This window comes from Glycomyces arizonensis DSM 44726, from assembly GCF_000482705.1.
Classification (GTDB): domain Bacteria; phylum Actinomycetota; class Actinomycetes; order Mycobacteriales; family Micromonosporaceae; genus Glycomyces; species Glycomyces arizonensis.
The window spans coordinates 160,613-174,759 of sequence record NZ_KI519475.1; the positions used below are offsets into that span (position 1 = coordinate 160,613).

11 protein-coding genes and 1 pseudogene are annotated in these 14,147 nt (G+C 68.0%); 2 read left to right on the forward strand and 10 right to left on the reverse strand.

Annotation, left to right across the window (positions count from 1 at the left end; translation table 11 throughout):
• Nucleotides 1-230 precede the first annotated feature (230 nt).
• The 8 genes from cas2e to H613_RS0122870 are packed head-to-tail and all read right to left on the reverse strand — an operon-like array spanning nucleotide 231 to nucleotide 9,190.
• On the reverse strand, nucleotides 231-572 hold the full coding sequence (gene cas2e / locus H613_RS30480) for a type I-E CRISPR-associated endoribonuclease Cas2e (protein WP_084546888.1): 342 nt from the start codon (nucleotides 570-572) through the stop codon (nucleotides 231-233).
• Entirely contained in the window at nucleotides 572-1,555 is a 984-nt protein-coding gene (gene cas1e, locus H613_RS0122840) for a type I-E CRISPR-associated endonuclease Cas1e (RefSeq protein WP_035739073.1), read from the reverse strand. The genes cas2e and cas1e overlap by 1 nt, the downstream gene beginning before the upstream one ends.
• 2 nt (nucleotides 1,556-1,557) lie before the next feature.
• The gene (gene cas6e / locus H613_RS0122845) at nucleotides 1,558-2,235 is read right to left on the reverse strand and encodes a type I-E CRISPR-associated protein Cas6/Cse3/CasE (RefSeq protein WP_026925590.1); all 678 of its coding nucleotides are present in this window, start codon (nucleotides 2,233-2,235) and stop codon (nucleotides 1,558-1,560) included.
• 2 nt (nucleotides 2,236-2,237) lie between these two features.
• Nucleotides 2,238-2,948: a type I-E CRISPR-associated protein Cas5/CasD gene (gene cas5e / locus H613_RS0122850; protein ID WP_026925591.1), complete on the reverse strand. Its 711-nt coding sequence runs from the start codon at nucleotides 2,946-2,948 to the stop codon at nucleotides 2,238-2,240.
• The gene (gene cas7e, locus H613_RS0122855) at nucleotides 2,945-4,060 is read right to left on the reverse strand and encodes a type I-E CRISPR-associated protein Cas7/Cse4/CasC (protein ID WP_026925592.1); all 1,116 of its coding nucleotides are present in this window, start codon (nucleotides 4,058-4,060) and stop codon (nucleotides 2,945-2,947) included. The genes cas5e and cas7e overlap by 4 nt, the downstream gene beginning before the upstream one ends.
• Complete coding sequence (gene casB / locus H613_RS28605; RefSeq protein WP_051393732.1) at nucleotides 4,057-4,692, reverse strand: type I-E CRISPR-associated protein Cse2/CasB; 636 nt, start codon at nucleotides 4,690-4,692, stop codon at nucleotides 4,057-4,059. The genes cas7e and casB overlap by 4 nt, the downstream gene beginning before the upstream one ends.
• Nucleotides 4,685-6,343, reverse strand: coding sequence for a type I-E CRISPR-associated protein Cse1/CasA (gene casA, locus H613_RS0122865; RefSeq protein WP_026925593.1), 1,659 nt, complete (start codon nucleotides 6,341-6,343; stop codon nucleotides 4,685-4,687). The genes casB and casA overlap by 8 nt, the downstream gene beginning before the upstream one ends.
• 9 nt (nucleotides 6,344-6,352) lie before the next feature.
• A complete protein-coding gene (locus tag H613_RS0122870; protein ID WP_026925594.1) occupies nucleotides 6,353-9,190 on the reverse strand; it encodes a CRISPR-associated helicase/endonuclease Cas3 in 2,838 nt (945 codons plus the stop codon).
• A gap of 707 nt (nucleotides 9,191-9,897) precedes the next feature.
• Between H613_RS0122870 and H613_RS0122875 the strand changes: the two genes are divergently transcribed.
• The gene (locus tag H613_RS0122875) at nucleotides 9,898-10,293 is read left to right on the forward strand and encodes a hypothetical protein (protein WP_026925595.1); all 396 of its coding nucleotides are present in this window, start codon (nucleotides 9,898-9,900) and stop codon (nucleotides 10,291-10,293) included.
• A 158-nt stretch (nucleotides 10,294-10,451) separates the two neighbouring features.
• On the opposite strand, the gene H613_RS30485 is transcribed toward H613_RS0122875, so the two are convergent.
• Together H613_RS30485 and H613_RS32830 are read right to left on the reverse strand one after the other, a co-directional pair.
• Nucleotides 10,452-10,976, reverse strand: a complete 525-nt coding sequence (locus H613_RS30485; protein ID WP_211234934.1) for a transposase — start codon at nucleotides 10,974-10,976, stop codon at nucleotides 10,452-10,454.
• Nucleotides 10,958-11,053: pseudogene (locus tag H613_RS32830) on the reverse strand (hypothetical protein); the annotation flags it as partial. The gene H613_RS30485 and the pseudogene H613_RS32830, both read right to left, overlap by 19 nt.
• A gap of 805 nt (nucleotides 11,054-11,858) precedes the next feature.
• Between H613_RS32830 and H613_RS28615 the strand changes: the two are divergent.
• Nucleotides 11,859-14,123, forward strand: a complete 2,265-nt coding sequence (locus H613_RS28615) for a carbohydrate-binding protein (protein WP_084546890.1) — start codon at nucleotides 11,859-11,861, stop codon at nucleotides 14,121-14,123.
• Nucleotides 14,124-14,147 lie beyond the last annotated feature (24 nt).

A 14,147-nucleotide genomic window follows, 5' to 3' on the forward strand; every position in this document is an offset into this window, starting at 1 on the left:
TAGCGGGGCTCATCCCCGCTGGCGCGGGGAGCACTACGCTTTCTTCTGTACCAAAATCTTCGAATAGGGCTCATCCCCGCTGGCGCGGGGAGCACCGCCACTACCAAGAGGACCGATTGATGACCCCGGGCTCATCCCCGCTGGCGCGGGGAGCACACTTCTCGACCTGGGGCGATACTAACGCGCTTCCAAAATCAGTATCACTTCGGATCATCTATCCATAATGGATTTTATCGGCCGAATCGCCTCCGCTTCGAAGCTTTGCTCCAACCCGGTGGTCGTTTCGCCGTTCCTCCCTTGGCCGCTGGGCGTTTGATCAGTGTCAATCCATCCAGGTCCACAGCCTCCCAGTGGTGATCGTGTACCTCGAAACTGAGCCCCTGCTCCCCACGCGTCGAATAGACCATCAGCGCCCGTCCCGGACCGGCCAGTTCTTTCACCTTCTCCCACAGCCGTTCCCGCACTCGTCGACTCACCTTCCCCACGAACACGCCCGCCGAGATCTCCAGCAGCCACTGCGTGAGGTGTCCGCGCAGACCCACCGGGCAAGCAGTGAGTACGAACACCACCATCAGAAGTCCACCTCGAACTCGTCCTCCTCATCGCTCGGGTCACCGTGGTTCGAACCGCCCACGACCTCCCTCCCGTACTCATCCCACAGGTACACGACGTTCGGCTCCACGGGCTCGTCTCCCCGCGCGGCTTCCGAAGGCGCATCACCGAGCAGGAGCCTCCTGACATCGGCGACACACCGCTGCAACAGCTTGCCGTCCGCCATCGCGTCCCGCACCGCCCTCCGGACCTCTCCGGCGATATCCACAGGACCGCCTGCCACCACATCGAAGGCGATCGGGATGGTCACCTCCGCCTTGTACAAGTCGGCGACGTCGTGCACGAATGCCCTGGCGTGCCCGGTATGCACGAACCCCAGTGAGGGCGAGGCCCCCAGCGCCACCACCACCGCATGCACCACCCCGTACAGGCACGAGTGGGCCACCGACAGCGCCTGGTTGATCGGTGTGCCGCTGCCGAAGTCCTCGCTGTTGTACTCCCGCGTCGACCAGCTCACCCCGGTCCGCTCCGAATGCTCCCGATAGCACCGTCGCACTCGCGCTCCCTCCCTGCCGCGCAGCTGCTGCATGGTCAGCTCGGAGACATCCTCACCGGGGAAGCGCATCTGGTACATCTGCCGTGCCACCGCCAAACGCGACGACCGGTTCGACACCAGCTGAGCCTGCGCCTCGATCACACGACTCGACTCGGCCAGCGACCGCCCGTGCGCGTAGTACCGCACCCCGCGCTCGCCTACCCACACCGCAGTCGATCCGCTGGCCGCCAGCGTCATCATCGCCGCATGCGTGACCTTCGTTCCCGGCCCCATCAGCAACGCCCCCAACGTCGCCGCCGGAATGTGGATCGTCCCCGACTGGTCGGTGGCGGTGATCGCGTTGCTGTCTCGATGCACCACGCACCGCTCCACATATACGAACGTCAACCGATCCTGCGCCCGCACCAGCTCCGGCAGTTGCGGCGGCGGTACTCCTGCAAACGGCACGACTACCTCGCCGACGCGAGGGTCAGCAGGCCGCAGCCGTATGCCTTGGCCCTGCCGATACCGGCCAGCATCACCTGGCGCATCACCGCAGGATCCTTGACCTCCAGGACCCCCTCGAAGGTCGCCATGCTGAGCGTGACAGGCGCCTTGGCCTTCGCCCGGTGGAATCGGCGCTGCTGGCGCTCGCGCAGCACCAGATTCGGCTCACCGGTCTCACCCGGCGGCACCGTGAAGCCGCACCGCTCGGCCTTGCGCAGCAGCCACTCGGTCTGCTGCGTCGCGGTCAAATGCGAGAACCGCTCTCCCCGCTCGCCCTCCTTCTTATGGTGATGCCTGGTGAACGTCGGATTGGCCGTCAAACGGAACGCCCAATGCTGCCCCGCCTCCAGCCGCTCCAGCAATGGCCCGTACGGCCGCGTCTCCCATCCGTCCGACCTGGTCGGCCAGCCGGCCTGCTCCACCAGATGCGTCAAGTCGGGCTCGGTCGCGCTGAGCAGGTACAGCAGCGCATCGTGCCTGTCATTCCGGTCCAGCCGCCACATGGTGCGCGCACCGCCGCCGGGCGCGGCCTCGTCGCCCGGGAAGCCGTGCAGCACAGCGGCATGCATCGCCTGCGGCGACCCGAGCAGTTTCTGCGCCCCTCGCCGGGCGGTGTTGAGCCGCATCCTCGTCAAATACATCGCTACCCTCCCAACAACTCGAACGGGTCGTGAGCCAACGACCCCTTCGCGTTCGATTCCGGGTTCGGCACTTCGATGGACTCCTCGACCACGCGCCGCCATGCGTACTGCCGGTGCCGCGGGTCGAAGCTCACCGGCATGTCCCGCACGGGACCGCCCCCTTCATCGCCCGGCTCGGCGTCGCGAACGATCCGCAGCTCCACACTCGGGCCCTGGCGCCGCTTCCATGCAGGCGAAGCCGCCCAGGACTCCTTGTCGCGCAGGACGTCTCTCAGCGGTTCCTCGGCGATCTCTTCGAACACCGGGCGGGCCGGCGGGCAGGACCGCCGTCCCAGGTACGGCAGGTAGTAGGGCCGCTGCAGCGACTCCGCCAAGCCCTCGACGATCTCCGCCGGCCCCTCTACCGCGGCCAGGAACGCCGCGTCCGAGAGGTAGAACCGCTCGGACTGGCGCGCGCCCTGCCCGGTCGAGTCCAGGCCCCTCGCGGTCTGGTACTCCCGCAGCAGCCGCCCCGGCTGGTCGGCGCGCACCCCGAACCGCAGCCGCAGCAGCTCGTCGGCGAGTTCATCGGTCCGCCGATGCCCGCGAGCGGCGGCGAGCATCCCCAGCACGCCGCTCTTGGACGGAACGGCGCCGGTGCCGCGCCGCATGAACCGGCTCTCGGTACCCCATGACTGCAACGGCCCCATCAGATGCAAGACCAACGTCGTCATGACCGGTCGGCCCTCTCGGCGACCAGCGCGCCGACGCCGCCGACCAGCTCGTCGAGCGTCACCGCCTCGCCGAGCTCGGCGAGGCCCCGGGTCCGCTCCCCGACGCAGACGCTCCACGCCGCGACTGGCCTCGTGCCGTAGGCGTTGTCGATGTCCCGTGCCTGCCGGGCGAGCGCGAGCGAGGCCGATTCGAGGCGCCCCTCCTTCTCGTCCACCGGTGTCTCGAAGGCTCCCACCAGGTTCACCGGCTGGGTGTCCCGGACGGTCAGCAGGACCGCGTCGGGGAGCGTGCGGTTGGCGAAGGTGTTCTGCTTTCCGGTCGGCATGCTCGTGACGAACGCCCGCACGGCGGCCTCCACCGCCCGCCTGGTCGCCGCGGCACTGCCGAGCGCCTCGCGCAGCCGGTCGGCGTCGATGGTGGCGTACCGGTACAGCGTGGAGGAGTTGAATTCGACGGTGCCGATCATCGCGGCTCCCGCATCGGCCTCCTCGTCCTCGGTCTTCTGGTCGTCTACGGCGGTGTAGTAGTCGAACTCGGGCTCGACGGCGTGGACGCTGATGGCGTGCGCCACCTGGCAGCAGGCGTCCACATTGATATCGGGTGCGTCGGCGATCATGCGGCCGAACAGGGCGATGTCGACCGAGTGGTCGTTCTTGACGATCGCCTTGGCGGCCTTGCCGTCGAGCTTGCCGCCCTCGCGCTCGGCAGCGAGGGCCGCCTCGGCGAGCCGGTCGTACTGTCGGTTCGACAGGAAGACCAGGTACTCGGCTTCCTCCTTGGCGTCCTTCTTGGGCGGCTTCACCTTGAGGCCCGCAGCCGCGAGCGCGTCCTTGGCGATCGCCTCGGCCCGTTCGTCGTCGAGCCCGGCGTCGAGCGACTTGACGCGTCCCTCCAGCACGTCGAGTATCTGCTTGGTGCGCAAGCCGAGTTCGCTCTGGTCGAGGGTCTTCCGGAAGGCCATCCGCATGGCCCGCTTCCATGCCTGGCTGGAGACCCGGGCGCGCCTGACCCCGCCGTAGTAGGCGGTCTTCGGCGAGCCGGTGTCGTCGCGGTTGAGGTTCGAGGGCGGCACCGTCTGGAGGACGTGGACGTCGATGATGCTGCGGTTCATTCCTGCTCCTGAGAGTCGTTCTGGTCGTGGTCGGATGTCTGGGCGCGCCAGTAGTCGCGGCCCCAATAGCCGCGGAGGCGCTCGGGTCCGCCTCGGCCGAGGAAGACTGCGAGGTCGTCGGCGAAGCGGCCGTAGTCCATGCCGATGCCTTCGGCGCGGAGTCGGGTGACCAGCCCGCGCGTGTGGTGGCGCAGCTCCTGGTAGGTCGAGGCGGTCCCCGCGGCCGCGAAGCGGCGCCGGACGGCCTCGGGCGAAGGGCTCCCGGCCGCCAGCAGCGCCACCTGCGTCGCGAACGACGGCCCGTTCACATGCATATCCTTATTGGACTGTGATTGCTGGTGGACGGCGTACAGCGTTAGCGCGGTGTGGACCGCCCGCTCGCTCCGGGTCGCCTCGTCTCCGGGCGCAGGGCCGAGCAGTTCGGGCGGGAGCGGGTCGATGCCGCTGAGCGCCAGTTCGACGCCGGGTTCGCCGTGGACGTCGCGGCGTAGCTTGGCCAAGGTCGCCACGGCCGTCGACTCGCGTCTGCGGTAGCGCCGCTGCAATTTCGCCACCTGCGCCGCCACGAAGTCGCCCAGCGGCTCGCGGCGCCGGTGCCGTACGTTGCGGGGCTTCGTCTCGACCTCACTCATGCGGGTCCTCCTGTGCGGGGCTGTCGTTCGGTGGTTGCGCCAAGGGCAGGCCCGTGCGCAGCCGGGATCGGAATCGCCGCTCGGCGAGCGGACTCGCGGTGAAGTAGCCGCCGGTCTCGCGCCCGATCCAGGCGGTGGGCCCGGCCTGCTCGGCCAGGTCGCGCCCCATGCGAGTCACTCGCCTGTGGACGTCCTGCTGCCATGCTGTGCGGGCGGTGGCGATATCGGTGTCGGGCTTGATCAGTGAGAGCCAGATCCGAAAGCGACCGTCGAGCTCGCTGTAAGCGGCGTCGGCGGCCTTGGAGCGGGCCGAGTCCACGCCGTCCCGGCCTCCGGCGGCTCGCACCAGGTCGGCCGCGAGCGCCATGAGCGCCCGGACGGCCTCCTCGGCGTGGACGACGGCGTCACTGACGGCGGCGGCCAGGTCGGTCCTGTCCCGGTCGAAGACGGCGGCGGCCATGGCCAAGGCGTCGTCCACGAGGTCTTCGATCACGGATTCCTGGACGCCGTAGTGGGCGCCGATCGCGCGGGCCCGGACGGTCCGGTCCTCGGCGATCAGCCCTGTCTGGCTCAGATGGCCGACCCATTGCATGACGCCCGGGGCGTGGAAGTCCGCTTCGCCGCCACCGGCCGTCCCGGGCAGCAGCGATGCCAGCCCGCGCCAGACGTTGCGGCGCGGGTCATGCGCCTTCGGCAGGTAGACCAACGGCTCCTTGAGCTTCTTCTCCTGAGCGCGGCTGCGGCGCCACACCGAGAACGGCTCGACGGCGTGGACGTTGACCGCGGGCATCTTGTCGCCCTGGCAGACCAGGGCACCGGTGACGCCCTCGTCGTCGAAGTGGAACCGTATGCGGCGGGACTGCCAGGTGTAGAGATCCAGCGGGCCGAGCGGCCTGCCGCTGGGCCAGTTGTCGTCCTTTCCAGGGCGCTCCTCGATGGATGCCGTCTGGGGGCTGCGTTCCCATACCGGGCGGTCGTCGTCGTCGAAGCGCACGTAGACCGAATCCTGCGCGATGAGGTTGAGCAGCAAGGTCTCCCGCAGGTCATCGCCAAGCGCGTAGACGCCGCCGTAGCGTCCGCACGAGCCGGGCCCGATCGGATAGCCCTTGCCGCCCTTGACCCGGTCGTCGCCTCGCGCGCCGGGCTTGATTCCCGAGGAGTCGAACGCCTGGCAGTGCACCAGCCATCGTGCCGCCTCGGCGAATCCGATGCGATCGGTCGACTCGGGCTCCCGCATCCGGAAGTACGGGTTGCCGACCGGCATGTCGGCGAGGAACCCGGTGAGGGAGGTCTTCCCCTTCCCGGCCGGTTCGAGGCCGCCCACCTGGTAGAACGGCGTCTCCGGATGGAGCAGGTCGAACCGGTCCCGCCAGTCGGCCAGGTAGGCGGCGATGTCGTCTACCGGCAGGCGCTCCGAGCGCCACAGGGCGCGCCACTGGCGGTCGTCCTCGGGGCCGTCGATCGAGCAGTGGAGGACGGCGAGCAGGAGCCGGAGCACGGCGAACTCCTGGGTCGCGACATCGCCGGTCAAGCGGGCGATATCGCCCGCGTCGGTGAACAGTTCCAGCAGCGACACCTCGGCGGTGGTGCCGTCGTGCCGCTGGACCAGGATCCAGGGCTGGTCGATGAGGTCGAATCGGGGTGGGCCCATTGCGGTTCCTTACTTCCAGACGGTCAGGCCGTCCTCGGGGTCGTATCGGAGTCGGTGTCCGGCCAGCCGGGCACGGCCATCGTGGTCGAAGTCGAGCAGCAGCTCGCCGTCGAGCAGGTAGGTCTCCCGCCAAGCCGGGTAATCGTGGCGGGCTTCGAGTTCGGCGATCGCCTCGTCGACGGGGATGCCGCGCGGCAGGACCAGGCTGCATGAGGCGACGATGCCGGACAGCTCCCAACCGGGATCGGCATCGGTCGGAATCGGCCGCCCGCCCTTGCCGTCGGGGAGCCAAGCGGGGGTGATGAGGCGCTCGCCGTCGCGGACGACCATGAGGACCTCAAGGGTCTCGGTGGCGTCGTCGCGGACGTGCGCGCGTCCGCTCGGACTGTCCTCGTCGTGCTTGTCGCTGCCGGCAGCATCGGCGTAGAGCCATCCGATGAGCGGCGATCCGGGCGAGGCGGGGCTGCGGAGCTGAAACACCTCGGCGCGTTTGGCCTTGGAGTCCATGGCCTTGCGGTGCTCGGTCCGGGCCTCGGCCATGGCCGCCCGCCATTCGTCCGGGCCGAGCGCCTGCTCCCCGTAGGCCGCTTGGACGAGCGGGGCGATGTCATCGGGGAGCGAGACCGGCCGACCGTCTTCGAGCCGGTCCCACAGGACCGCGGCCGAACGCAGCAGCGCATGGCGGCCGTAGACGATTCGGGAGCCGCGCACCGGTTCGGGCGGCGAAGCCGACCAGTCGGCGCCGGTCAGGTAGCACTCGGCGGCGCCGGGGCGTTCCGGACGCTCGTGGCGGTGGAGCCTGCCCATGCGCTGCAAGACCAGGTCGACCGGGGCCAGGTCCGTGACGAGCAGGTCGAAGTCGATGTCGAGGCTCTGCTCGGCGACCTGGCTGGCGACCACGATGTGCCTGGCGGGCCGGTCGACGGAGGATTCCCGGTCGGGAGGCCCGAAGGCGTCCCGCAGCCATTGGTCCTTGGCGGCACGGTCGGCCGCCATGAAGCGCGAATGCGCCACGGTGACCATCTCGCTCGGAAAGCGGGCGCGGAGCAGCTCGGCGGTCTCCTGGACCCGGCGCACCGTGTTGCGGATGACGAGGGCGCAACCCCCGTCGGCCAGCTCGCGATCGAGCAGCTCCGGGAGCGCGTCGTCCGCAAGCCGTTCTATGCGGATGTCTTGCGTTCTCCCCGAAGGATCGGTGACGACCTTCAGCGGACCGGTGCCGCCCGTGGAGGTGAGCACCGGGTAGCCGATATCGCCCTCCAGCTCGCCGTACGGCTCGGAGTCCGTCGCATGCACGCGACGTCTGCGACGCCGGGTGCCCTGCCTGCCGTGGTCGTAGGCGGCCAGCATGGCGGCTCGCCGCTCGGCCGGAAGCGTCGCCGAGAGCACGATGACCGGGACGCCCATGGCCCCCATCCACTCCAGTGCCCTGTCGAGGAAGGAACTCATGAACACGTCGTAGGCGTGGGCCTCGTCGATGATGAGCACCTTGCCGGCCAGGCCGAGGTGGCGGAGCACCAGGTGCTTGGACTTGAGCGCCGAGAACAGCAACTGGTCGACGGTGCCGATCACGAAGCTGGAGAGCATGGCACGCTTGCGGCCGCTGGTCCAGCGGTGCGCCGCAACCTGGGCGCCACCTTCGTCGACGCCGATGCGGGACGGCTTGCCGTACCGGAACAGTCGCTGGAAGTCGTCGTTGAGCCTGGCTTTGCCGTGCGCGAGAACGATGCTCTGAGCACCGCGGCCGACATCGGCGTCGGGGAGTCGCCTGAGCCATTCGAGGACGCGCAGGAACATGGCGTCACTGGTGGCACGGGTCGGGAGCGCGACGAGGCATCCCCCGCAGCCGCTGCGGGAAGCAAGAATCTCGGCGGCGGCCAGTGCGGCCTCGGTCTTGCCTTCGCCCATGGGAGCCTCGATGATCATGAGGCCGGGAGCGGGCATGCGCTGGGCGAGGCCGATGGCGGCCGACTGGACCGGGCGGATGGCGGCACCGTCGGGAAGCGCGAACCGCCGGGGGAACACCGCTTCCGGCTCGGCCGATGCCTGAGCACGCCACGGTGTGGGCAGATCGAGCTCGCTCCAGCCGCGCTCAAGACGTTGCCGAGGGGTGACCGAGTCAGGATCGTCGTAGGGAAAGAAGTCCTCGTTGGACGCGATCCAGTCGGCGACGATGACGATTCCGGTGAGGAGGGCCTGCACCGGTTGGGAGAGCCGCAGTGCGCCCCACCGCGGCAGCCGGTCGGCAACGCCGGTCTCCGCGGCGGCCCAATCGAGCAGTTCGAACTGTGCCGCTCGCCAGGCGGGCCCGCTCGATTCGTCGAGTCCGAGGAGATAGGGCCTGCGCCGCGCCTCGATGAGATCCGAATCGGTGGGCGGCATGCCGTGGTGGCCGCCCACGACGACCGAGAGCTGCTGCGAATCGAGCCGCTCCCAATCGCATCGCTCGGCAAGCCAATGGTCGAGCAGCTCCATGCCGGCGAGGGCGTGACGGGCGAGCCGGTAGTCGTCCGGAACAACGGGATTGAAGCGGAACCCATGATCGCGCATGCGGTCGGCGAGCCAGTCGACCTGGAACGCGAAGGCGGGGGTGACCTTCCCGATGTCATGGATGAAGGCGAGCCAGCCGCAGAGCAAACGGCCGTCCGGGAGATCGCCTGGAAGCTCGGATGCGATACGGGCCTTGATGCTCACGGGAAGCCACTCGTCCCAGAGGCGAAGAGCGACAGCGCCCGAATCGGACATATGGCGCCACAGCGGAAGCCACCCTTCGGTGCCGTCCCGAGTGGATTTACCCCACGCGCAGCGCGCGGCTCGTGAAAGTCCTCTATGACCGACGTCTCGCACGGGACATGCACGCTTCGATGAAGCACCAGGTTGCAGGGCTGTTGGGCCCTGCCCAAACTCCGTCCCATCGGTTCACTGTGGCCATCCGAACGGTTGAGGAGCCGCATCCAGACGGCCCGTCTCGACGGGTCGCGGTGCCGAGCAAGCGAACCCTTGAATCCCCGCTGACGCGAGGAGCACGTGACCATGCAGGCGTATTGGTGCAGCACATCGGGCTCATCCCCAGACAAGGGGTGGCTTGCTCGGCACCTCTGACGATCGTAACTGGATTATGTTGCCGTACATCCGAGGCGTCGCGTGATACCTTCCAATGTAGCCTTGTTGTTCTGCATATTGAAGCAGGACATCGTTCGATGATTTGCCCTCGAATCAGATATCCGATCCAACCGGCAGTAGGAGTTGAACCCCTTACATGACTTTGAGTAATGAAATTGTTACTGTATTCACGATAGCGCTGATGAGTTTCAGCCTGGGATTTTTGCTGAAACGGCGGTGAGTGCCAGGGGTTCGCCTGAGCGGTGGGCCCCTGCTCCGATCGCCGGCGAGCTGCGTAGGCCGGATTCGACTGGTCGTTGCAAGACGTCCATGACTGCCCCAGAAGGCGCGTTCGCCACGCTGACGATCGCGCTTGACCGTGAGAAGCCACTCCGATCCCCCACACTGGAAGCAGTCTTCGCCCGCGCCGATCACGTGAACGGAACCCGCGCATGTTCGAACCCGTCGACACCACCGACATGAGCCACGCACAGATCACCGACCTCCTGACCGCCGCGCCGGGAACCGGGGGCAAATACTTGGCAGCAGTGCTCGTCTTCTGCGCGACCGAGCGGTGGACGAAGGAGCCGGGCCTGATCATCGCCTACAGAGACACCGACGAGGAGCGCACCTTCTACGTCAACTGGGATGTCGTTCCGGTGTCCCTGAGCGAGCACAACGCGGAACACAGCAACGATCTGTTCTTGCTCCAGCTCGCCCACAACCTCGCGACCGGCTTGGTCCCAAAGGGGCTGGAGATGTTCAACCTGGAGTACCTCGACGGCGGCACTGCCCACCGCGTCATCACCGCCCTCGCCGGCCTCGCGAGAGTCCGCTCACTCCAGTAGAGGCGACCGTGGCGGGCTCCATCGCCCGCAAGGCCTCATCGGCCCTGCATGCCGGCGCGGCACTCGCGATGCCGCCCCAGCAGTATGTCCGGATCCCGCCGATCGTGGCCGAGCACTTGTCGGGAGTGTCAGTTTCGGCTCTGTCGCACTTTCGGTGGTCACGAAGGGTGATTGGATCCGAGTAGGATTCGGTGCCGGAGGAGCGGGAAGCTGGCGCGGCCGTACATCTGGCGCATGAGCTGCTTGGTTTTCGTGTTGACGCCTTCGGTGCGGCCGTTGTGGAACGGGAGGGTGAGGGCGGCGGTGACGGCGGTCTTGTCCTGGTCGAGGCCGCGGGTGAAGGAGTGCAGGCTGGGTAGGTCCTCCGCCCGGACGGCGGTGATCCACTCCGCAAGCCGTTCGGCATTGGCTTCTTCGGGTCGCAGGAGCATCGCGAAGTCACGAGTGTGATCGGTGAGGGCCTGCATCTCGGGACACCGCCCGGTGAGTTCGTCGACCAGCTCGCGCTGTTTATCGCTGAGGCGCGCGGCCTCGGTGTAGTTCTTCCACACATGCCGGCGGTCGGCGACCTGGACCGTGCCGGGAGGGCGTTCATGCGGCCTGGGCGCAGCCGTCGCAAGCGCGCCACGACGGTCACCTTGCGGGTGTCGAGCGGCACGTCCGCCACTGTCCGCTCGTGCCATGCGTGGACCCGTCGCGAGACCGTCCCGCAGCCCGGACACGGCACCGGGACTTCCTTGGTCCGCGCTCGAACCAGCACGCGTTCTGCCCGGTCTGCGACTTCTCTGACCAATGCAGACAGGCCAGAGAAGACTATCGACGCGATGTCGTTGCAGTCGCACCGGAACCATCATCCCCCATCGCCCTTCGTGACCACCGAAAGTGCGACAGAGCCAAGATTCTCACAGTCCCCATCGTGGAACACGACGCTGGAAAACCGGATGCGGCTAACGTCGCATGTCCGGTTTGGAGGGCGCAGGGCCGAAAAGAGCCTGATCAACCAGGTACCTCGCCGACCTCACGACCCTACCGGGAGGGGGTTCCTCCCGGCTACCCGGCGACATATCGGTGCATGTAAAACGGCCACAGTCAGATCGCGCTCCCGACCGCGAACTCCACGGGCCCGCTCGTCCACCCGGTCGCGGCTGATACCGCGCCCGACTTCATGCAAACGTTCCCAGGCAGCCGGCCCCACGTCAGCCGCATCGCCGCCGTCGGCGCACGCCCATCCCGACCAACCGACACGCTCATCCACGGACACTTCCATGACAGCCATACCCGAAGCTCCCAGGCTGTTCCGATCCTACGAATGACCAGGAAACCGGCCCACAAAGAAAGGCAAGACACCATGCCACTGCGACGGCGAATCCTACTCACCCTGGCGCGATCGCGGAGGCGGGCTCTCCGCGCCAAGCAGACCTTTTGAACAGCGGCAGAACGCCGCTCACTGGCGTGACCGTTCACGTGGAACCGGCGGCTTCCCGCCGAGGAGCTTGATTTTATATCGACGCATGTATATACTTTAACTCTCTATGTGAACGTTCCCATTCAGACAAGGAGTGAACATGGCACACCTTTCACGCACCAGACCGAACCGATGGCGGCCGCTCATCACGGCATCGTTGTTCGCGTTGGCGGTGGCGGCGCCGCTCTCGGCGGTCGGTCCGGCCGCCGAGGCCGAATCGGCCGATCCGCTCGCCGCCTTGTCCGAGCAGGCCGCCCAGTACGAGGCCGCGGACTACACGGCCGACTCGTGGGCCTCGTTCGCGGCGGCCACAGCGGACGCCGAGGGGCTGGTCGAGCAGGGAGACGCCACCGGCGCCGAAGGGCTCGCCGCCTTCCAGGACGCCGCGGACGAGCTGGTGATGGTCCGCGGCCTCGACACGCTGGTCGCCGACTACGAAACCCGCGCTCCCGGCGACTACACCGCCGCCTCGTGGGCTCCGTTCGCCGATGCGCTGACCACCGCGTCCGATGTCGCCGGCGATCCCGCGGCGACGGCGACCGAGGTCGCGGCCGCCAAGACCGGGCTGCAGACCGCGGCCGCCGATCTGGAGGCGCTCCAGGGCTCGTTCGCGACGATCACGAACGACACGTTCTGGAACGACACCGACGGCAACCCGATCTACTCCCAGGGTGGCGGGGTGTTCCGCTTCGGGGACACCTACTACTGGTACGGCGTGCACTACCGGGGCGCCGAGTCCTACAGGGAAAACCCGACGCGGAAGTTCGACAATGAGGTCAGCTTCGTGTCGATCCCGGTGTACTCCTCGCAGGACCTGGTGAACTGGAAGTTCGAGAACGACGTCGCCACGACCGGCACGGGCCTGTACGGCTGGGTGGGACGGCTCGGCGTGGTGTACAACGAGAACACCGGCAAGTACGTGCTGATCACCCAGGCGGGAAGCGGGGTCGCGTTCTTGCAAGGCGACTCGCCGACCGACGACTTCACCTACGTCACCACCCAGGGCCAGATCGAGGGCAACCCGACCGAGGGCACCGGCGACCAGACCGTCTTCACCGACGAGGACGGGCAGGACTACCTGGTCTACTCCAACGCCCACGGACGGGCCCACGCCTTCGTCTCCAAGATCCGCTCGTCCGACTCGCTGCACATCGAGCGCGCGGTGGAGGTCGGCTACAACGGCGAGGGCCGCGAGGGCAACGCCATGTTCAAGCTCGACGACACCTACTATGTGGCCGCCTCGGACCTGCACGGCTGGAACTCCTCGGTCAGCCACATCATCGAGTCCACCTCCGGCGACATCCAAGGCGACTACACGAACGAGTACACCCTTCCGGGCACCGAGATGGACTACAGCCACGTGACCCAGACCGGGTTCTTCGTGACCGTCGAGGGCACCGAGCAGGACACGGTGATCTTCGCCGGGGACCGCTGGGCCGACTTCGCGTGGAACGGCATCGGCTACAACCAGTGGCTGCCGATCACCGAGACCGGCTCAGGGCTGCGGTTCCACTCGGTGAGCCAGTGGGAGTTCAACGCCGTCACCGGAGAATGGCGCGTCGGTCCGGAGAACAACTACATCCTCAACCCCGACGTCCAGGCCGACCGGATCATCGTCTCCGACGTGACCGGGTGGTCCCGGACCGGCGGCACGGTGGGCAACGTCGAGGGCGGGGCGAACGGGAGCCGGTTCGCGCTCCGCGTGAACAACGGGTCGGGTGTTCGGCAGCAGATGGAGGTGCCCTCGGGCGACTACACGCTCGGGGTGTACACGAAGGGCTCGGGCCGGGTGACCGTCACCGGCGCCGACGGCGAGGCGCACGTCCTCAACGTCCCCTCGTCGAGCAACTGGGCGAAGCGCGAGCTCACCGGCATCGAGCTGCCGGCGGGGACCGCGACCGTCACCGTCAGCGGCGGGAGCGGCAACCTCACCGCCGACCAGTTCTCGCTCGTCCGCCAGGGCGAGGGCGACGGCGACGGGGACGGCGACTCGGTCCGCTACGAGGCCGAGGGCGCCTCGGCGAGCTGCGACGGGACGATCGACGCCAACCACGCGGGATACTCCGGGAGCGGGTTCTGCAACTCCGCCAACGCCACCGGGTCGGCCGCACAGTTCACCGTGGAGGCTGCGGAGGCGGGGGCGGCCACGATCCAGATCCGCTACGCCAACGGCGCGAGCGACCGGGGGGCGAACGTGGTGGTGAACGGCTCCACGGTCGCGTCCGCCTCGTTCGCGAACACCGGCTCGTGGGACACCTGGGTCACCAAGACCGTGACCGTCCAATTGAACGCCGGAAGCAACACCATCCGCCTGGCGGCGACCGGATCGGAGGGCCTGCCCAACATCGACTACATCGAGATGTAGGCGATCGACCGCGAGAGAACCGCC

Bases quoted from the DNA above. Each gene is read 5' to 3' on its own strand.
- H613_RS30485 (WP_211234934.1), bottom strand. From the start codon at position 10,976: ATGGCACGAGCGGACAGTGGCGGACGTGCCGCTCGACACCCGCAAGGT.
- casB (WP_051393732.1), bottom strand. From the start codon at position 4,692: ATGAGTGAGGTCGAGACGAAGCCCCGCAACGTACGGCACCGGCGCCGC.
- cas7e (WP_026925592.1), bottom strand. From the start codon at position 4,060: ATGAACCGCAGCATCATCGACGTCCACGTCCTCCAGACGGTGCCGCCC.
- cas2e (WP_084546888.1), bottom strand. From the start codon at position 572: ATGGTGGTGTTCGTACTCACTGCTTGCCCGGTGGGTCTGCGCGGACAC.
- cas5e (WP_026925591.1), bottom strand. From the start codon at position 2,948: ATGACGACGTTGGTCTTGCATCTGATGGGGCCGTTGCAGTCATGGGGT.
- cas6e (WP_026925590.1), bottom strand. From the start codon at position 2,235: ATGTATTTGACGAGGATGCGGCTCAACACCGCCCGGCGAGGGGCGCAG.
- H613_RS0122875 (WP_026925595.1), top strand. From the start codon at position 9,898: ATGTTCGAACCCGTCGACACCACCGACATGAGCCACGCACAGATCACC.
- H613_RS28615 (WP_084546890.1), top strand. From the start codon at position 11,859: ATGGCACACCTTTCACGCACCAGACCGAACCGATGGCGGCCGCTCATC.
- casA (WP_026925593.1), bottom strand. From the start codon at position 6,343: ATGGGCCCACCCCGATTCGACCTCATCGACCAGCCCTGGATCCTGGTC.